The sequence below is a fragment of the Cellvibrio sp. PSBB023 genome (genome assembly GCF_002007605.1).
Taxonomy (GTDB): Bacteria; Pseudomonadota; Gammaproteobacteria; order Pseudomonadales; family Cellvibrionaceae; genus Cellvibrio.
This window is the reverse complement of record NZ_CP019799.1, coordinates 2,858,806-2,878,826: the sequence shown is the minus strand read 5'-3', so window position 1 is coordinate 2,878,826 and position 20,021 is coordinate 2,858,806. Positions and strand designations below refer to the sequence as shown.

Sequence of the window (20,021 nt, the reverse complement as noted above, 5' to 3'; positions counted from 1 at the left end):
TGTAATTATTTTATGTTGACCGATGCAGAGTGGGAGGTGTTGTTGCTCTCGGCCCAAGTGGGCTTGTGTGCAACACTCTTGTGCCTAATGCCTGGCGTGTTTTTTGGCTGGCTATTAGCGCGCAAGGATTTTTTTGCCAAGCCCGCATTGGAGGCAGTGCTATTTATGCCCATGGTGTTGCCGCCAACGGTGCCGGGTTATTTATTGTTGGTCACCTTTGGTAGTCAGGGCGCTGTTGGTCAGTGGTTGAAAACCCATTTCAATATTGAATTTGCGTTTAATTGGAAAGGCGCCGTGTTGGCGGCGGCGGTGATTGCGTTTCCATTGATGGTACAAGCCGCAAAATTATCGGTGCACATGATAGATCGTCGCTTGGAGCAGGCGGCTAGTACACTCGGTTCCAGTCCGTTTAAGGTGTGGTTTACGGTTACCTTACCGCTCATGTTGCCCGGTATTTTAATTGGCGCACTGATGGTGTTCAGTCGCTCACTCGGTGAATTTGGTGCGACGATTACTTTTGTAGGCAATATTGCCGGTGAAACCCGCACTTTGCCGCTGGCGATTTATTCCGCCACCCATCAAATCGGCGGTGATGCGATTGCGGCGCGGTTAATTGTAATCTGTCTGGCGTTGGCATTTTTTTCGCTGCTCTTGAGCAATATCCTAACCCGTCGCACCGAGCGTTGGCTGGGAGTGCGCCGTGCTTGAATTACAATTTTCCTACCGGCGCGACAATTTTTCTTTAGCCGTTAATCAAACACTGGATGCACCCATCACCGGCATTATGGGCGCATCGGGCAGCGGCAAAAGTACATTGCTGGCGTTGTTTGCAGGCCTGTTAACACCGCGAGACGGTGTGATCACACTGAACAACAATGTCCTGTGTGATACCCGTACAAAACAATTTATACCGCCGCACCAGCGGCATATAGGGTTGGTATTTCAGGATGGTCAATTACTGCCGCATTTATCGGTGCGCCATAATTTACTCTACGGCTATAACAATATCGCACCGGCGCAACGTCGCTTTTCATTGGATACTATTGTTGAACTGTTGGAGATTGCACCATTACTAGCGCGTCGCCCTGTGGAATTATCCGGTGGTGAAAAGCAGCGTGTTGCGTTGGGTCGCGCGGTACTTTATTCGCCGCAATTATTATTGTTGGATGAACCCTTGTCGGCGTTGGATGAGCGCTTGAAGCAGCAAATATTGCCGTTTTTCCTGCGTATATATCGCGAGTGCAATATCCCGATGATTTATGTCACCCATGCGCTGAGTGAAATTCATCAACTCACCGACGAATGCCTGTGGGTAGAAAATGGTGAGCTGATTCGTCGTGTGTAATTATTTATGCAGGCGGCAGTGGTTTTTTACGCAATCGCGGTTGAAATTCCGGGAAATGTTTATCGCTAAGTTGCTGTATGTCCTGCTGCAATTGTCTATAGCGTTTCAGCACATCAAGCCCGGCTTCCGTTAAGCGTGTACCACCACCATGGCTGCCACCAGTCGCTGTTTCTACCAGCGGCTGCTGAAAACAGCGGTTCATACTATCCACTAACATCCACGCGCGCCGATAACTCATCGCCAACTGCTTGCCCGCTGCCGAGATAGAACCGGTTGCCTCAATCGCATCCAGCAAATCTGCTTTGCCTGGCCCAAAGGCAATCTCATCATCCAACATAATCCGCGCTTGTACTTTCAGCCGCGCACCGGTGATTTTTTTCTTCATTGCTTTGTGATTCTCTGGGTGTAATCTTGACTGGTGGTGAGTTTAGCACAGGGGCTTGGCCTGTCTCACGATGCTCCGTCTTTGCTTGCGACAAATAAAAAACCCGCCGAAGCGGGTTTTTATAGCGCATGGTGTTGCAGTAAAAATTAATACACCAACGTCTGCATCGCATGTGCAGGGATGGTGACTTTGGTTTCCTTGTCGCCAATGTAGAGGCGGTAGTTCACCGGGGTGTCGTTGCTGTTCATCACTACGGTGGCGAGGGTGTTGTCGGTGTTGATGAAGGCGGTGACTTGCAGTGAGCTGCGGCTGGCGGCGGCGCTCACGCGTTTGGCGTCCGGGCGGATAAATTTGGAGAAGTGACCCAGATAATAATAAGTGGGTGTGTAAATTAATTCGCCGTTGGTGTCTGCATGAATCGGTGCGAAACAAAAATTGCCAACGTGGTTGGGGCCGCCGGTGTGGTCGAGCAGAATGTTCCAATCCGTCCAGGCAACCGCGCCCGCATTAAAATCGTTGATGATCGAATCGCCGTAGCGTTCGGCGTTGGGCCAGTAGTGATAGCGTTCGGCGTTAAATTTTTCTACCGTGGCTTCAGTGAGCAATAAATTTACGTTGGGATATGCTTTGGCAACTTCGGCAACATTGTTGTACATAGGTTTGCCGCCCGCCCAGGTTTCATACCAGTGGAAGCCAATGCCCCACACATATTGTGCGGCTTCCGGGTCGCTCATGATGGTGTTGGCGCGGTGCACAATTAAGTCGCGGTTGTGATCCCACACAATAATTTTTTTATCGCCCATGCCTGCTTTTTTGAGTGTGGGGCCGAGGTAATTTTTTAAGAAGTCGCGCTCTTCATCGGCGGTAAAAATCATTGATTCCCAGATTTGTTTTGCCATAGGTTCGTTTTGTACCGTGAGGCCCCAGATAGGAATGCCGGCCTTTTCATAGGCCTGGATAAATTTCACGTAGTAGTTGGCCCAGGCGTCGCGGTATTCGGGTAATAATTTTCCGCCTTGCAGCATGTTGTTGGTGTCTTTCATAAACGCCGGTGCACTCCAGGGGCTGGCGTAGGTGGTGATGGCGCCACCAGCGGCTTTGATTGTCTGTTTAATCATGGGAATGCGATGTTTTTTATCGGGCGCTATATCAAAGGTTTTTAATGTTTTATCGCCTTCTTTGATATAGGTATGGCTGCGGCTGGCAAAGTCGGAACTGTGAATGGTGGTGCGCAACAGGCTGTAGCCTATGCCGTCTTTTTTGTCGTAATAGGCTTTGAGTAATTCTGCTTTTTTCTTGTTGCTGAGTTTGGCGTAGGTCTCGGCGCTGGCATCAGTAATGGCGCCGCCGATACCCATAAAAGTTTGGTACTGTTTTTGTGGGTTGATAAAAATAGCGGTGTCTGTTTCCGGTGCTTGTTGCGCCGGTTGCAGTGTCAGGCTGTCGCCTTGGCTTAAACGCAGGTTGGTGTCTTTGGCCGTGGTATAAACACTCAGTGTTTTTGTTGTGGATGCATTATCTGCAGCATGTGCTGCACTGCTCGCGCCGGTAATGGCCAGTGCGATGATCAATTTTTTAAGGTGTTTATTCATGGGGTTTTCTCATCCAATAAATGACAATCGATAGAGCAGGTGAAAAAAGCCCTCCACTGATGGATTTCACTGTCAGTGGAGGGCATAGCAGGGGAGAGTTATTGCGCTTTAATGTTGATCCAGTTGAGGTTCCACTCTTTACCGATAGAACGTAAACGGATTGTGTAGTTGCCCGGCTGCAAGGCGATAGCAGGACTACTTTGGGTGACGTAGGTTTGCCAGCCGCCGGTTGCCGCGAGGGTTTGGGTGTCCACAATTGCGCCGTCAATCAGTGTATTGAAACCTGTGCTGCCAGTTTGCGATGCGAGGCGATACTCAATGATGTAGTTGCCCGCTGTTGCTACTTTGATTTTGTATTCCACAAAATCGCCCGCTTCAAAGTGACCCACGTTTTGACCACCGCCGGTATCACCCGCGTTTTCGGTTTGAGTACCACTTTGTGCGGTGTAGTTTTCCGCTTCAATTTTGGCGGGCACTGGTGTGTAGAGCACCGGGGTATTGACTGCATCACTGGTATAGCTTTCCGCGATGCTATTGCGCGCGGTCACTGAATAGTAATAGGTCACCTCTTCACTCAGGTTGCTGTCGGCATAGGTGGTAACCGTCAGGTCTTCGGCGATTAAAGTACCTTTGCTGCCTGCCGAGGTGGAGCGGTAGACGTTATAGGTAATGCCGGTGCCCGGTGTTGCCGCCCAACTCAGCGATGCATTGCTGCCGTTGACACTAATCGTCAGACCAGTGGGGCGATTCGGGTAGTCGAACACGTCGTTGTGCTCATCGGTCACTAACCAATGCGCCAGGCCTTCATGCACGTCATAATCGACTTCGCCATAGCTGGTGAACAGGGCTTCAATGTCCTCGATGGGCGCGGTGGTGAAATCCACCTTACCTGCGTTGTCCACTACATCCTTACCGGCTACGGGTTCATCTTCAATCAGGTAGATTTCCGCCCAGGTATTGGTACTGCCATTGCCTTTAAACACGCCGCTGAAGCTGTAGGTTTGGCCGCCTTTCAGGGTGATTTGCTGGTAGAGCGCGCCGTTGATTTCACCTGTCACATCGCTCGGGCGAGTAATGTGCAAGAAGGCGCCGTCGCTACCGGTGGGCGCTTTGCTCGCATCGGTACTGGCGTAGTTGTAATGGAGTGAACCGCTGATGGACAGTTCAGACCAGCCGCCAGTAGCGCCAAAGGTGCCGTTGGCCAGCAGCTCTTCGTTGGTTGCGGTGTTTTTAAGGCTGATGCTATCGAAAGTGACATCCGGGCTGGCGCCGCCGTTTGCGCCGGTTTTAATCACCAGATAATAGGTTTTGTCTTCAGTGCCGCCGGTAGTGATGGTGGTGGCTTTTTTGGCACAGGCATCGGCAAAACTGGAGTCCCAGTTGTTGCAATCCCAGGTGCTGGCTTTGGTAATCATGCCTACACCTGTATCCAGGCTGGTATTAACCTCATTGGTCACCATGCCCCACAGGCCATTGCCTTGCCCACCGGCAATGGTCACCAGCTTGTAGGACCAACTGGTGGATGCCCAGTCGTAGCCCGCAAAAGTATCGTAGGTGGCGCGACCAATTTTGCCGCCCAATTCCAGGCCCGCGCCCTGCCAGGGTTGGAACTCGCCCATCAGCATGGGGGTTTGCAGTTCGTCGAGTTTGGTATCCCAGAAACACACGCCGCCTTTGCCGTCCTGACCGCATCTGAGCCAGTCGCGGTGAATATCATAATGGCTGTCGTTGGGTCTATCGCCAAACAAGCCGGGGTAGGGGTGGAGTTGAAAGGCAACGTTGGTCATACCCTGTTCAGCCGGGTCGCCATAGACATCGATGCTGCCGTAATGGCTGTGCAACATAATGATGTGTTTATCGTCGATGGCACGGATGGTGTCGTACAGCTCCAGCACTCGCTCGGCCATGTCTTCAGGGGTCGAACCCCAGGGTTCGTTGAGCGGATCATAGGCCGCCACGACAGGTTCATCTTTGTAGCGGGTAGCAATCTGCTCCCACAGCCACTTGGTGCGATCCTGGTATTCGCTGTTAGTCCAATATTGGTTTTGACCGGAGCAGCCGGTGTGATCATTCGGCGTTTGGCCGCCGAGTGCGCCGTGCAGATCCAGAATCACATAAATGCCGCGCTTCTTGGCCTCGGCAATCGTCCAATCGATGTAATGCCAGGCATCATCGCGCAAGGTTTTGGGGTTCTTCTCGTCTTCGATCACGCTCCACAAAATCGGCAGGCGTACCACATTAAAACCAAAGGCCTTGAGTTGATCCCAATCGCGCTCCTTGATCCAGTTATCGCGGAACAGTTTAATCAAGCGCTCTTTTTCATCGTAACCAAAACGGTCGGTCAGCTCGGCTTCCAGCGTACATTGGTCATGCACACCATTGCCGCCCTGTCCCATCATCCAAAATTCCTGTACCAGCCAGTTTCCCAGGTTTGTTCCCTTAAGGTGAACCTGTCTGCCGCTGGCTTTAACCCATTTGGTGCCATCGGTTTTGAGCATAGTCAGGCCTTCCGTATCCGGCGCGAGGCTACTGCTGGACGCGCTGGATGACGGCACAACCGAAGCTGCCGATGAGTTGGAAGGTAAGCCCGCCCGCACACCATGGTCACCCTTGCCACCACCACAAGCCACCAAACCCAGCAGGCACGCGCTGAGCAAGCTGAATTTAAACGCAGGGGCAATGACCGATGAAAACCGGGTTGTGTTTGTGACAGTCGTATCGTGGGGGGATAGATTCTGTTGAGTCATAGCATTGTCTCTTATTCTGTTGATGCTTATTGTTGGCACCCAAATGGGTGTTGAAAGCATTCTTCCCCACACAGCCCAACCCCGCGCCCGACTAAATTTATTCGAACCGAAAAAAGTGAGGTTCGGGTAAAAACAACCCAGCCGTCCGCTTAGGCGAACGTCCCACCTTGTTATCTTGTGGCACGCTACCTATAGTAGTTCGGTGAATTTCGTGGCTTGTGAACTTAATGGCGGAGAATTTATGAACGCGCAACAACTCATCGACGAGGCCAATGAATTGCCAGTGGAGGATCGGGCACTGCTTGTGGATTCCTTACTGCACAGCTTAAACGGCCCTTCAGCGGAACTGGATCAACAGTGGCTTGCACTGGCGCAACAGCGTTTGCGGGATCTGAAATCAGGCAAGGTCACTGTTGTTCCCGCGCAAGAAGTATTTGGCAAACTGTGGAATCGGTTTGATAAATGAGGGTTGAATTTCATCCCGACGCGGAAGCTGAGCTGGTGGCCGCAGTTGATTATTACGAAAGTTCTGAGCCTGGTTTGGGGTTTGAGTTTGCACTGGAAGCTAATTTGGCCTTGGAGCGGGCGGTGAAATATCCCACAGCATGGGCATTGCTCGACGCCAATCTACGCCGAACCCTGTTCCGGCGCTTTCCCTACGGGCTGATTTACTCCGCCAACGCTGAGCGACTAGTGGTAGTGGCTGTCATGAACCTCCATCGTAAGCCGGGATACTGGCGGGAGCGCACCAAGTAGCTCCGCACACAGCATAATAACTCTGGTTAGCCCATTCCAAGATCTTTAACGAACTCAGCATCACAAGTTATCCATTCTGGCATTAACTCGAAATGCGTTACCAAAAAGTTTTGATTCTCGCAAAAACTTTATCTCCTGATGGAGCCTTGAAATCCTGTTTCAGCAAAAGCTTCTCGTGAAGGTAGGATGAGAATTCCCCTGCGCTTAATATTTCAGTAGCATCAACATCAGGAATATCTACTCCAAATTCTCGTTCTGCCCAGATTACCGTTTCTACCGTATCGAGGCCCATGAGTTATTCCTGATAGTGTGTCAATTGATATTACTCTTTGCTTGTTAGTCAATAGGCCTGCTGTATGGAGTTTGGCTTGCTATGGATTTTTAGCATATCTCTGATGTGATCTATGGTTTAAAAAGTCAAGGTGAGCTTTTGTTTCTTTAGCTAGGTCACCAATATAGATCAAAGAGGTTTCAAGGTTGGCGTATTTACCTCCTCTTGCGGCGCTAAACCAGTTGAATGATCCGACTGCCATGTATTTATCATCTGCAAATATCAATTTGCTGTGAATTCCATCTATTACGTTTACGTTAACTCCAAGTTCTTTTAGATTTAAACAGCAGTTTTCAAATATTTTTTTCTTCTGCGAGTCCGGCTGATTAGAAATTGTTGTGTTGAAGTGTTTGTCTGTATGGATTGTAACGGATACTCCTCTGCCAATCGCATCTTTTAACTTGGCGAGAATACCTGTTGTATTTAGCTTATCGTAAATGATCCACGGCGAGACGATATCGACTTTCTCTGTCACTTGATCCAGAAGTTGCCGCATAAATGTATCGTGCTCGTCCGCATTATTAAGTAGCCTTGGCTGAGCACAGAGTTGTAATAAATCCGGTCGTTTTCCTATGTTGAACCTTAATTCATTTGATTCTTGAGAAAACAGATATTTGCCTAACAGGCCGCGAGGTTTGGATTTATGTGTTGCAGCAATAAGATCCATATCGCCAAATACCAGGAAGCTATCCTTGGCTCTTGATACTGCCACATTAAGCATAGTGGTATCCGCATCAATGAATCCACTATCTGCATGCTTGGTGTAGACCTGAGAAAAAATAATGAGCTTTCGTTCTGCTCCTTGTAAAGAATGTATGGTTCCTACTGTAAGCTGACTATCTTCTTTACCTACAGCAATACCAAAAGCTTTACAGGCATCTGAAATCATTGCTACTTGTGCTGAAAAAGGTGTAACAACGCCCACCGCTTTTTCTAAGGGGGCGCCAAAATATTTTTCGATTTGTTTTCGATTGCTTGCCAGCCAAGATGCCAGAGTTTCTGCTTCAAGTTTGTTTCTTCTGCTCCCCATAAATGATTCCGCAAAACCATCGATATGAAGATAGCCAAAAGGTGGGTAGGGTGAGCTCGTGTTTGCATTGCCTCTCTTTGCTATTAATAGGCCGTTGTAGCATAGTTCGTTACAGTAGGAGATGAGTTCGTCATAGCATCGGCGATGTTCTTGCAAAAACATGCCTGGCTCAGCTTCAGTTTTGTAGTGATAACGACTTGCTTTTTGCGCGATGTGCATAACGCTTCCTTTCGTTACACTTCTTCCTGATGTTTGCAGCCCTTCATATTCGTTAGGATGGGTGATTATTTTAGTTTGCTTTAGGTTGCCAATATCAATGGTTGCATTTAATTGCCTCACTGGTTCAATTTGATGAATGTCTCCTATAACTAATGCTTTTTTTGCCAAAGCAAACGAGGCTCCGGCTACATCAGGTGAAACTTGCCCCGCTTCATCGACAATAAGTAGATCAATCTCATTGACTAAATATTCAGTTTTAAAATCGCTATTTCCAGCATACAACGTGTATGTCATGTGTGAAGGCAAAGAGTGAAATGTTGAGACAATGCATGGCGTTAGCATCATTCGTCTTCTCCAGCGAGGGCGTGCCGTTGTTAGCCCTGTTTTGTTTGCTGATTCTTCTAATATTCTCTCTTCTTTTCTGCATGCCAAAAGCCATCTGGCTTCCCAATAATGCACAGCTAGCCTAAACATCCTAAAGCGTATAGATGTATCAAGGCATGGGTCGATATCATCAATAGAAGGAACTGAATTTTGTTCGGATAAAAAGCTGCCGATACTTGAAAGCCAATTATCTTTAGCTTCCATTAGTTTCTGATAGCAATCTAGCCATTCTGTGTAAGTGTTGTTCAGTTTGCTTAACTGTTTTTTCTGGTATTGAACAGCGTTTTCCAATGCTCTTTCTAGTTTTTTTGGCGTAACTTGTAAGTCATTAGCTGTGGAGCAAAGTGAACTGGATATAAAGTTTTTACGCCTGGCCTCCCTTTTGGCTAATACGAAAGGAAGCCAGCTAAAAATAGAAAGCCAAATAGATTCTTCCGCGAGATAATCTCGCCACATAAGTAAACTATGACTGGTTACTGAATGTAGTTTCTCAATATCCTCAATATTTTGTTTTAATGTTGTTAATGCTTTTTCGGGATATTCTCCCAATAGCTCTTTTGTAATATGCTTTTTATGGGAGTATTCACTCCAACAAGTCTGGATAAGGTCAAGGGTATCCTTGCCCTGCTTAAGCATTAGTAGTAAATGATCTTTAACGTCGGAAATATTCTTAAAGTCGATATCTTCGTATGAAGATTTGGCTTTCTCAAAAAAGTAAAGTTCGGCATCTTCCAGGTATTTTAATTTTTCCAGGTTTGAGTAGAACTTGCTCGTCTGATATCGCTGTGCCGTATCACCTTCTTTTTTTTGTGACGAAAAATAACCACCGTAACTTGTTACCTCGGGAAGCCAGCGTCCACTTAGTTCGTCAGTACCTTCATCAAAATCCTTTCCAAATGCATCAATTACATTGGTCACAGCTTGATTGTTTGTTGATGCTGCAATTATCAATGGTGGGTCGTCATCTTTAAGAGCAGCTTTAACCCATAGCGATGCGACAACGGATAGAACAAAAGTCGTTTTCCCTGTTCCTGGTGGGCCATTAACAGCCAAAATGTCTGAATCATTCATGGCTAATGCATGTGATAAGGCATCGCGCTGTGCTTCTGCTAGTGGAAATTGTGAATTTGAGTGAGCGAGTCGGTCGCTAATGGTTTCAGATGATAATAAGCAAGGTTCATGTTGCGTAACCGATTTTGTGGCATATGAATCAAGCAGTGAAAGGTTGTGAGTTGATTTAGACAAACTATCGTAAAGCTTCAAAATATGAAAAGTTGCACCAGTTATATCATTCACTTTTTCAATGAAGCCGTTTTCTAATGGCGTGTATAGCTCTGATATTTTGTCAATTGAGCAAATGTTCTTAAAAATATCTTGCGCCAATTTATAGTATTGCTGCCAGGATTTGCTCTGCGTAGCAATTGTATCTTTTGACTGCACTACAGATAAAATATCTTCCTCGGAAATGCAGGGAACGCTATTGGCGGTAAGAAATTTATCTAACTTAGCGACTTGTGCTACGGTAAATTTATCGTCTGCTTGAGGATCCATAACATCTCTTGGGATGTAGGGGTTGTTAGCGGGGAAAAACAAGCCTGTGCGGCTAATCCATATTGGACACAATATTGGGGATAGCACTTGCGGCACTGACCCATGATTGTCTTTGTTGTGTTCTTTATTTACATAATAAACGACAGGCCGGTAATGAACCTTTACTGCCAAAGTCTTACTGTCTTCATCTTGAAATAATTTTTGCATTACTGGGCTATCAGGATCCAATGCCCCAGCGGGAAAAATACCACGATTGGTTAGATGAAATCCGCTTAAGTCTCGTTTATGCAGAGCACCTTTACCACTATCAGCATCAGCTAGAGAATTGCGCCAATACCGAGCCCAATTCAAATAACTCATAGTATTTCCTTGCTAATTTTTGAGTGGGATTTTGTCACTTGATGCCATGCGGCATCGGTGTTAAGAATGTCTTTGTTGCTACGAATTTGAGTAGAGGTTATTAAAATATCAATTAACAAGGACAGCCTGCTTTTTTTAATGGGTTTTCTGAGTTTCATATAGAGCGGTACACTTATGAAACGGCTACAGCCGAAAAATCAAAACACTGTTGCCGAATTTGTATTCGTTAACAGCCAGTAATTAGCATCTGGAGTATTTTTCTCGCATATAAATAAGCGATATGTTGTTTTTGACGTCGCCAATATTACAGCCTGTTATCTAAAGCGCAAACAAAAAAGCCTAAGTATTGCTGCATTGGCTTGATCTGATGGAGGAGTAAAGGTCGAGTTATTTCAGGGCAAAACTCCACATTTGCCATTCTTTTTTGATCCCGTATATCAATCGCTCTTCAGTTTTAAGCTTGGCTGCCGCACCTAGTGATTTTCCAATAGAGGTTGTCACATCAGGCAAGCCTGGATCTGGACGCGAGCGGAGCAAATCCAGAGTTTTGGCTTCGGTGTTTATCCGTTTTGCTATCCGCGTTTCTACCAGTAAGTAAGCCAGCAGGGGCTGCCAGCGGCTAAGAATCAGTGTTTGCCACAGCCGCCCCATATGCCCGTTGCCGTCGGAAAACGGGTGGATAAATTCAAACTCGTAATGAAGCGCGCTGGATGCAATGAGTGGATGCGCCTCGGTGGTTTCCAGCCAATGAAACAGGTTTTCCATAAGCCGCGCCACTTGGCTGGGCTGCGGTGTCATATGCACCAATTGCTGTCCTTGGTAAATGCCTGAGCCGCCCGAACGGCCAAGAATCAAACTTCATCTCCCGGTAGAAAAACGCCCAGTAATGCCAGCGTAAAAAGAATTGCGCCCAAAAATATCCAAATGCAATTTGCCCAGGTAATCGCCCGGTTGGATTTCCCCTGCGTGTCATTACAGCTCACGTTAATAGCGCGCTGCGCTTTGAGTAGCGCCAGTCCATAAACCAGTGTTAGTGGTATTGGCATAAATGCAAAGAGCTCCCCCATGGCGCCCGCTGCAGGAATCCGGTCAATAATATTGGAAACCACAAGCGCAGTTACCCCTATCGCCGCCCAGGCACTAGCATTCCATTTGAAATCCTTGTCCGTATCTGTAATGCGCCTGTCAATCGCGGAAAATAATGAGTGGGTAAAAAACACTGAAAATATCGCCCGCATAACCGGTATAGGTTTGTGGTCATTGTACGCAGCCTTATATAGCGTCCAGTTCTTGTAATGCCAATACACGCCATACAAGCCCAGCGTAAAAAAGAACAAAGTAAAAAATTTCACCAGCGATACCACGTAAAAAGCGTGGTTTACTGCACCTGCTTCAGTATCGACAAGGTTTGCTTCTGGTGCGGCGTAAATGTTGTCTTGCATAAGTACATCCTGTGTTTTGGATTTGGTTTTTATTGTTAGATATTGGTCAAGAGCCTACGTTGGCACTTACTGTAGGTTGCTGGTGAGGAACGAACCGCAACATGACATTGTTTCTGATTGCGATTTAAAACCCTCATGTGATCAATCTATAAAAAACGATAACTTTAAAATTGACAATTAGAGCGGTAAAGCAAATGACCGAACTTCGCAGTTCGGCCAATTGCGGACCTTGGCGGCAGATTGCCCAGCAAGAGAGAAGAATGATTTTGATGCCGAATCAACCGATTTTTTACCACAGTCGCTTGTTACGCATTCTATTGCTCAAGATATTCTTTAAAGCTTTTTGGCTGTTCGCTTTTTATTTTTTTCATTAAGTCATGATGCTCTCTACTTAAAAAGCCTACGCAACGAACCAATAAATTAAACCAGCCAAAAAATGTCAGGAAAAATATTGACGCAATAAAGCTCAATAAATATGGCTTTTCAATACCATGCAATAAAATTATAAAAGATCCAACAATAAAGAGAGAAAGAGAAATAAAAAACAGAATTAAAACTTCAATCAATTGAGCGATGTAATAAATAATATATTTTGCGTCATTTGAGGGTGATATTAATTTTGTAAAATTAGAGCCTATTTCATATGGAACAAATATGAATTTATACAATATTCTCAAATAGAAATACTCTTTATGTTCCGACAAAAAGCGAATGAGACGACGCCCAACAGACAGTATACCAACCCCTAAAATACTACCTAAAGCCCCGAGTAAAAGCACTCCAAAGAGGTTTTGTAAGAAGAACTTTTCCAAGATCGCGATATATTCCATGCTATTTATACCTTATTTATTGTGGAGCTTTGTTTTTTTACAGCATAACGTTGCGTTCACCTGCGAATTGTAAGTAGCGCGTTGCGATAAACTTCGCGCAGCGATATTGCATAAGCGCTACTTACAATTCGTCTGGTGCAATGCTTTGTTACGAAATACGGTTTTTGCTCAGCTTAACGAAAAGCAAAAACTTTTTGTAAAAGAACACTAACCAAAGTTTCCGAAGCAGTAGCTTTAAAACTATTGCTCTTTGTAACACCGCGTACAACGGCTACGCCTTGTTATGACACGATTAGCACAAAGCAGAATTTTAGTATTAAACCAACCAAAAAAGAAACAGATAATATTAAACCAATAAAAGTGGCAGGATGCTTACTTAATGATAGCTTTTGGGTCATACCAATTACAGGATCCATTAAGCTTGAAACACCGTGACTTTTTAACCTTATTCGAATTACTGAAAAAACAATTAGTAAATTTCCAATAACGAACATAGCCATTCCAATGGGAAAATACAAAATACTCAATGTAACTAGCAGCGCAATAACGAGCAACGCCAAAACAATTTTAAGATTCAATTTACTTTTTCCTGCCCTCGTAACAGTTTATTAAATTGCACCAACTATATAACCCACAGAACGTTATTCCAACTAATTTGGTGTGGTGCTGTATAACTCCAAAAGTAGATGAATCTTCAGTCGATTTAGTTCGTGCTAAATCAAAGGGTTAACTATCACTCCGAATTAATTGTGCAGTTATACAGCAAAGGCAAGCAAAAAAACGAGCGAGGGTGTTTGGAGTGGGGAAGGAGCAGTGCTTTTAATATCCGTAATCCATAGCAGCCAAGTCGTGTATCCAAAATCCGTAATACATTTCCTTGTGGTGCTTACTGCTGTGGTCATTCCTGTGACGGGAACCGCATAGGGTAGGGTAGGCGGTTTGCTATGAGGAATAATATTACAGCTTATTACGATGTGTGCAATGCATTTTGGTTGGGGATCACCCCTTGGTTCTGGTGAGCCAAGGGGTGATGTTTATTTTAGCGGGAAATAAATATCGGTAAGCAGATCGCATTCGTCGACTTCGTGAATGAAATTGATGTAGTGGAAAAAGCAGGGGTAGTCGCGAATTTCTTCGCCGCTGTTGGGCAGCCATTCGCGATAAAACGCGTAAATACTGGTGTCCAGATTATCGTGGCTTCCGGTGTGGCGAATAACGGCGCATTTGCCGCCGGGGATTAGGCTTGTTTTTACGCCGTAATCATTTTCCGGGACATCGGTGTCGATAGTGCCGCATACATCCCAACGAAATTTGTCTGGCTCCGTGGTTTTGGGATCGCTATAAGGGATGCCGAAGGTTTTACTGGTTTTGACCGGCGAGAGACCTGTGGCTTTGCGCCATGCGATAAATGTGGCGGCTGTCTCTAATACTTTTTCTGGTGCCCCCAAGTGTTCCAGTAAAGCAACCTTGGTGGGTTCAAATTGAATAACCTTGACGTTCATGGGCATGGTTCCATAAGACTTTGGCTGAAATTGAAACCGCAAATGCCATTCGGGCCATTGCGGTTCCGCCCTGAAGTCGGAAGGTGATTGGTCGAAGGTTCTTTTGAAGGCGCGCGCAAATGCTTCGGGGCTTTCAAAACCGGCTTCCAGTGCGATATCAATAATCCGTTTTTCATTTTCAAACGCTAATCGATACGAGGCTCTTTTCAGTCGGGTCAACTGAATAAAGCGCGTCACACTCATGCCTGTGTAGGCCACAAATACCCGATGAAAATGGTATTTGGAAAAAGCGGCAACATCACTCATTCGCTCAAGCGTTAAATCCTGATTGAGGTTCTGATTAATGTATTCGCAAACACGAGCGATACGTTTGTCGTAGTGGTTTGTGGGGTTATTACGCATGCCAATCCTTCATTCTTCAGGTGCAGCGCATAATGCGAGTTTTTCGCGTGCCTTGTCCTGATTGAGATTGCTCAGTATTAATCATTTAAACGTTGAGGGGTAAAAATTGGGGTGATAGGCTGGATAGAACGCCCAGCCTGTATAGTGCTATCGTGCAGTTATTTTTCTTTGGATGGTTTGATTTGATCCTGATGGTAAGAATGGTCTGGATTGATCACCACTTGTTTAGCCAATTTTTCCAAATCATTACTATGGTAGAGATCCAGACACTTGAGGAAGTCAAATTTTACGTTTTTGATTTCAGTTTCCACCAGTGGGTTGCGATAATCGCGAGCGAGATAATCACTGATCAGTTGGCTAGTCGCATCAATACTCTGCTCAAAATCATAGTAGCTCCAGTCCCGTAAGGCGCTTACGCTACTGCCTGCATCTTTGGTGGCGTTGGTGTCATTTCTATAAGCTGTCGCAACACATTCGGCCAATACCATATCTTTATAATTCTGTAAGTAGTTGCGAGTGCTGGCTTGTGGCGAATCTTTTTTGTCGCTTTCGGCTTGTGTGCTGCATGCTGCCAGTGCAATTGATAGCGCTGAATAAAAAATCAGATTCTTGCTCATGACAGGCTCCAGAAGTTTGCTTTTTCTGTACGATAATTTGCGCCAGGTTCATTGAAATAACATTGGTCATAACATGAAACACCATTAAAAATGGTGGCGTGACCTTGGGCATCACTCCAGCCTGCCACTTCAAATAGAATAACACCCTTTTTTCCTGCCAGTTCGCCACCACCAGACGGCGGGTATTTAACAATCTCAGCTTTACCCCATATTTGTTCAAGGAATTTAATTAAATTTACTACCCTAAAGAAATATTGCCGTTTATCTGAACCTGAAACGGTTTGGCCTGGGATTCGCGGGATGATAACACCCGACTGGTTCAATATGTAGCTCATTCGAACCGCACAGGTATTCCCCCAGCGTTGTGAAGGATTTGGATTGTTAATGTTTTTTTCGACGTAACCGCCAATCATTTTGGCGACGTGAGCAGAGGGATTTGTGGTGGAATATATTCTTTGAGATGCCGCCCAAGCGGATATAAACAATGGTTTTTTCATTTGCGATCTTCCTTTTCTGCGTTTATGGGTTGTTGCTAAAAGGTATATAAGAGCCTGCAAATTCTGCATTAAACCAACGCTGGTATGGCTGCCGCAGTTCACGTTTTACGTCGAGATCCTTTTTGTTTTTTTGCCTGAACATAAAACAAAAAAGCCGATGCATTGCTGCATCGGCGAAAGAACTATTGCTAATTAACTGCTTTAGCAATAGGGCTAGAGAGAAAACACTTGGTTAAACAATTACAGCGGGTTCAACTGGAACCAGTTGATATTCCAACCTCCTTTGCGCACATAAATGGCCAGGTCTTGTTGACCGGCGGTGAGGTAGACGGTGGTGGATACCGTCTGCCAGTTTTGCCAGCCGCCAGTGTTGGGTACGTTGATGGTGCCCAGATCTGTGCCGTTTCTGCTCAGTACCAGTACGCCGCCGTTGTAGGGTGACGCCACGCGCACTTGCAGGGTGTAGCTGCCGGTGGTGGGAATATTGATGGGGTAGCTCATCCAGTCGTTGTCGTCGGTACTGGCAGCGTTGAAGCCGCCACCGGCATCAGTGGTGGTTTCCATGCGAATGCCGCTGTGATCCTTGAACATTTCCGCTTCGATGCGTTGGCCAACTTGCGCTTTCCAGTTCATCCAGTAGGCGATGCTTTCATTGCGCACCAAAGGTTGGGTGGAGAATTGACGGAACCAGTTTTCGATTTGGCTGGTGCTGGCGGTGCTGACATTAATACCGCTCATGCCGCCGCCATTGCTGCTGTTGGTGACCATGCCCCAATTCCAACCACTGGTATCGCCATTGGAGCCGCCGCTGGAGGTGGTTTTCCAGGCCCAGTTGGTAGCAGCCCAGCCGTAGCTGTTGTAGATGTCATAGGCTTTGCGGGTCATTTGGCCGCCATAGCTGCCCAGCAGTGTCCAGGGTTGGAATTCACCGACCAGGAATGGTGTTTGCAAGTTGGTGATTTTGTTGCGCCAGTCGCAGCTTTCGCCTTGGCCGTTGGGGTTACAGTGCAGCCAATTGGCGTACATGTTGGCTTGACCGGCGCCGTAAGCGGCGGTGTCGTTCCAACCCCAGAGGCCGGGATAGAAGTGCATCCAGGTGGATACATTGGTCAGGCCGCGGCTGTTAGGGTTGCCGTAGGCATCGATGCCGCTGTTGTGGCCGGGCAATAGAATGATGCGAGTTGGGTCTTTGGCGCGCACCACGTTAAACAGCTCATAGGAGCGGTTGGCGAGGGTGGTGGCGTCGGTGCCCCAGGGTTCATTGAGCAGGTCGTAAGCGGCGACGGCGCTGCGGCCGTTATAACGCTGGGCGATCATGTCCCACAGCCATTTGGTTCTGTCCCAGTAGTTGGCATTGGTCCAGAGTTGGGCAGGTCCTACACAACCGTCGTGCTGCTCGCCAGCGGCCGCTTGCCCGCCCACGGTGCCGTGCAAATCGAGGATGGTGTACATGCCGCGTTTTTCCGCTTCATTGATCGCCCAATCCAGGTATTGCCAGGCATCACTGCGCAGGGTGTAGGGGTTGTATTCGTCTTCGATCAAGCTGTACAGGAAGGGGATGCGCACCACATTCATACCCATGGCTTTCATCATGTCAAAGTCGCGGGTGGTGATGTAATTGTCGCGGAACACCTTCATCAAGCGCTCCTTCTCACCATTGCCAAAGCGTTGGGAGAGCACCGACTCCAGGGTGCATTGGTCATTCACCTTGCCGCCGCTGTGGTTGATGAGTTCGCCCATCATCCAGAATTCCTGGATCAACCAGTTGCCCAGATTGGTGCCGCGTAAATCCACCCGTTGATTGGTGTTGGCATTCACCCAGAGGTGGCCGCTCTGTTTGATGGAGGGCAGCGGTGTCCAGCTTTGTGTTTGCACCGGAACAATACGGAACCAGTTCAGGTTAAAACCGCCGCTGTTGACCTTGATACCAAAGCGATGCACACCGGCACTGAGGGTCACGCGTTGGCTCACGGTCGTCCAGTTTTGCCAGCCGCCGGTATTGGGGAGTGCGATGCTGCCGTAAGCCGGAGTGCCGCCTGCTTCTTCAAAGGTGATGTTGCCACCGCCCGTCGCGCTGGCGACACGGTATTCAATGTCGTAGGCGCCGGTGGTAGGGATATTGACTGGACTGTTGCTGTAGGCCATCCAGTCATTGGCATCAATCCAGCCGACGTTTTGCCCGCCGCCGGTATCGCTGGTGTTCTCCAACTGGACGCCATTCATATGGCTGTAAGCTTCTGCCTGGATAGTAGCGGGCACATTCACTTGCGCGCTGCCGAGATGACTGAACAATACACTGGAAGCGCCCAGTGCGAGCACGAACCATTTGTGGGACAAATGGCGAATTGCTGATGGTTTCATGGGTTAGTACCTGTCGAAGTTATTGTTATCACAGAGTACGAGAGCCTGGTTCCGCGTTACTGCTTTCCCTTGTTCTTATGCGCTGGGCTTCGTCTGTCCCACTTTGGGCGAGTGCCATCACCCTGTCGTTCGAGAGCGGGCCGGCGTGCAAAAAAAAGTAAAGCGAACCCGTTCGAGCAAGCAAAAACTGCTCGAACCCGGTGCACATCCTCATGTGAACAGTGGGGGCTCGGGCACAAAAATAGCGGGCGTTGGGGGTGATTATTGCTGTGGGTGGCTATAGTCGGCATGCCGGTGCCACTTCACACGGGCGGTGGATTTGTACTGGCTCAGCGGATTCAGTTTCTATAGTATCCCCCGTAACAAAACCAAGGCGCCATCAACCACAACAAAGGCGTCACAATAAAAAAAGTATTCGGGGAGTTCTTATGGATTTTGTTGTATTCAATTTTCACGATGTCATTTTGCTCATGACCGCCATGCTCTGCGGTTTTTTTGCGCTGCTTTTAATTGCTACCAATCCACCCAACAACATCAGCAATTATTTCCTGGCTGCCTTCCTGATTGCCCACGCCTTTATTCCCCTGCATGAACTGGTGCTCTGGGGGGCCGAGTTCAAACTGCAGGTGCGAGAGCATGCGCCTGGCATCTATTTCATTGGCGGTTCAGCTTATTATCTCGATGCAGTACTGCTCTATTTTTATGTTAAGTCCCTCGTCTTCCGCGATTTCCACCTGCGCCCCAGGGACTATTTGCACCTGATTCCTCTCATCTTGTTTGGCATTTTCATGGTGTTGGCCTTTTACCGCTTCCCTGCCGATACGCGGCTGGAATGGGTCAACGACGAAACCTTTGTTTACAGTTTTGGCTACATCGGCATGGATTTTATGTGCAAATTCCTGCGCGTAGCCTATTGTGTGGCAGGCTTTTTGCTGATTTATAAATACAAAGGCATACTCAAGAACACCCACTCCAATATAGAGAAGGTGGACATCCTCTGGCTCAAGATTCTGGTGATGGGGTTCTTGGTGGTGACGGCCATGGAAGCGTTTTTGTCGCTCTCCAAAGTGATTGGCTTTTCTACCGGCTACGACTTCCGCGCCCCGCACCCCAGTGGCAACGTGATTGAGTACATAGGCCTGAGCGGTTATTACGCGCTGTTTGTGCTGGTGTGCACCCTGGTATTCACCAGCATGCGCTACTTCAGTAATTTTGAAGCCGTGCGGCAAAAAGACGGCAAGGACAGCCGCGAAACGACCAAAAAATCGGCGCAGGAAAAATTGCTCAACCCGGATTACGCCGACAAAATCGACAGCATTATGCGCAGCCAGAAAACCTATCTCAATCCGGATCTCACCCTGGATATGCTCGCCGAAAGCCTGTCGATACCGGCCAAAGATTTATCCATGATTATTAACCGGCATTTCAATTTAAATTTTTACGAATTCATCAACGGCTACCGGATTGAAGAAGTGCAAAAGCGCCTGCTCGATCCGGCCAATAAGGACAAAACCATCACCGACATTTACCTGGAAGTGGGGTTTAACAGTAAATCGGTATTTAATACCTTCTTTAAAAAACTGGTAGGGAAAACACCGTCTGAGTATCGCCAAAACCCGCAAGTGGTGGCGACAGAGTCTTAATAATTTCACTACTGGAGCTAGACTGGA

The 20,021-nt window shown here is 47.2% G+C and carries 17 protein-coding genes; 5 read left to right on the top strand and 12 right to left on the bottom strand.

Annotated features, from left to right (window positions below):
• Positions 1 to 12 precede the first annotated feature (12 nt).
• Complete coding sequence (gene modB / locus B0D95_RS12580; RefSeq protein ID WP_078044211.1) at positions 13 to 708, top strand: molybdate ABC transporter permease subunit; 696 nt, start codon at positions 13 to 15, stop codon at positions 706 to 708.
• Entirely contained in the window at positions 701 to 1,345 is a 645-nt protein-coding gene (locus tag B0D95_RS12575) for an ATP-binding cassette domain-containing protein (protein WP_078044210.1), read from the top strand. Before modB ends, B0D95_RS12575 begins: the two co-directional genes overlap by 8 nt.
• Before the next feature lie 4 nt (positions 1,346 to 1,349).
• Here B0D95_RS12575 and B0D95_RS12570 read toward each other — a convergent pair whose 3' ends face one another.
• The 3 genes from B0D95_RS12570 to B0D95_RS12560 form a co-directional block, all read right to left on the bottom strand.
• On the bottom strand, positions 1,350 to 1,730 hold the full coding sequence (locus B0D95_RS12570) for a winged helix-turn-helix domain-containing protein (RefSeq protein ID WP_078044209.1): 381 nt from the start codon (positions 1,728 to 1,730) through the stop codon (positions 1,350 to 1,352).
• A gap of 146 nt (positions 1,731 to 1,876) precedes the next feature.
• Positions 1,877 to 3,322, bottom strand: coding sequence for a glycoside hydrolase family 30 beta sandwich domain-containing protein (locus B0D95_RS12565; protein WP_078044208.1), 1,446 nt, complete (start codon positions 3,320 to 3,322; stop codon positions 1,877 to 1,879).
• A gap of 98 nt (positions 3,323 to 3,420) precedes the next feature.
• Positions 3,421 to 6,069 carry a cellulase family glycosylhydrolase gene (locus B0D95_RS12560; RefSeq protein ID WP_246841599.1) on the bottom strand — a complete coding sequence of 883 codons (2,649 nt, stop codon included), beginning with the start codon at positions 6,067 to 6,069 and terminating at the stop codon, positions 3,421 to 3,423.
• Between the two features lie 241 nt (positions 6,070 to 6,310).
• Between B0D95_RS12560 and B0D95_RS12555 the strand changes: the two genes are divergently transcribed.
• Both B0D95_RS12555 and B0D95_RS20850 read left to right on the top strand, forming a co-directional pair.
• Positions 6,311 to 6,535: an addiction module protein gene (locus B0D95_RS12555; protein WP_078044207.1), complete on the top strand. Its 225-nt coding sequence runs from the start codon at positions 6,311 to 6,313 to the stop codon at positions 6,533 to 6,535.
• A complete protein-coding gene (locus tag B0D95_RS20850; RefSeq protein ID WP_078044206.1) occupies positions 6,532 to 6,825 on the top strand; it encodes a plasmid stabilization protein in 294 nt (97 codons plus the stop codon). Before B0D95_RS12555 ends, B0D95_RS20850 begins: the two co-directional genes overlap by 4 nt.
• A 97-nt stretch (positions 6,826 to 6,922) precedes the next feature.
• Here the strand turns inward: B0D95_RS20850 and B0D95_RS12545 are convergent, their stop codons facing one another.
• From B0D95_RS12545 to B0D95_RS12505, 9 genes are all read right to left on the bottom strand, one after another.
• A complete protein-coding gene (locus B0D95_RS12545) occupies positions 6,923 to 7,117 on the bottom strand; it encodes a hypothetical protein (RefSeq protein ID WP_078044205.1) in 195 nt (64 codons plus the stop codon).
• Positions 7,118 to 7,196: 79 nt separating this feature from the next.
• The gene (locus tag B0D95_RS12540; RefSeq protein WP_078044204.1) at positions 7,197 to 10,700 is read right to left on the bottom strand and encodes an AAA domain-containing protein; all 3,504 of its coding nucleotides are present in this window, start codon (positions 10,698 to 10,700) and stop codon (positions 7,197 to 7,199) included.
• Between the two features lie 387 nt (positions 10,701 to 11,087).
• Positions 11,088 to 11,555 (bottom strand): Fic family protein, encoded by a 468-nt coding sequence (locus B0D95_RS12535; protein ID WP_246841598.1) that lies wholly within the window; start codon positions 11,553 to 11,555, stop codon positions 11,088 to 11,090.
• Positions 11,552 to 12,142: a hypothetical protein gene (locus tag B0D95_RS12530; protein ID WP_078044203.1), complete on the bottom strand. Its 591-nt coding sequence runs from the start codon at positions 12,140 to 12,142 to the stop codon at positions 11,552 to 11,554. The genes B0D95_RS12535 and B0D95_RS12530 overlap by 4 nt, the downstream gene beginning before the upstream one ends.
• 314 nt (positions 12,143 to 12,456) lie before the next feature.
• On the bottom strand, positions 12,457 to 12,972 hold the full coding sequence (locus tag B0D95_RS12525; protein ID WP_078044202.1) for a hypothetical protein: 516 nt from the start codon (positions 12,970 to 12,972) through the stop codon (positions 12,457 to 12,459).
• Positions 12,973 to 14,006: 1,034 nt separating this feature from the next.
• Positions 14,007 to 14,876 carry a GyrI-like domain-containing protein gene (locus B0D95_RS12520; RefSeq protein ID WP_078044201.1) on the bottom strand — a complete coding sequence of 290 codons (870 nt, stop codon included), beginning with the start codon at positions 14,874 to 14,876 and terminating at the stop codon, positions 14,007 to 14,009.
• 158 nt (positions 14,877 to 15,034) lie between these two features.
• Positions 15,035 to 15,493 carry a type VI secretion system amidase immunity protein Tai4 gene (locus B0D95_RS12515; RefSeq protein WP_078044200.1) on the bottom strand — a complete coding sequence of 153 codons (459 nt, stop codon included), beginning with the start codon at positions 15,491 to 15,493 and terminating at the stop codon, positions 15,035 to 15,037.
• Positions 15,490 to 15,990 carry a type VI secretion system amidase effector protein Tae4 gene (locus B0D95_RS12510; protein ID WP_078044199.1) on the bottom strand — a complete coding sequence of 167 codons (501 nt, stop codon included), beginning with the start codon at positions 15,988 to 15,990 and terminating at the stop codon, positions 15,490 to 15,492. Before B0D95_RS12510 ends, B0D95_RS12515 begins: the two co-directional genes overlap by 4 nt.
• A 240-nt stretch (positions 15,991 to 16,230) precedes the next feature.
• Entirely contained in the window at positions 16,231 to 18,351 is a 2,121-nt protein-coding gene (locus tag B0D95_RS12505; protein WP_078044198.1) for a carbohydrate-binding protein, read from the bottom strand.
• 428 nt (positions 18,352 to 18,779) lie between these two features.
• On the opposite strand from B0D95_RS12505, the gene B0D95_RS12500 reads away from it, so the two are divergent.
• A complete protein-coding gene (locus B0D95_RS12500; RefSeq protein WP_078044197.1) occupies positions 18,780 to 19,994 on the top strand; it encodes a helix-turn-helix domain-containing protein in 1,215 nt (404 codons plus the stop codon).
• The last annotated feature ends 27 nt before the right edge of the window (positions 19,995 to 20,021 follow it).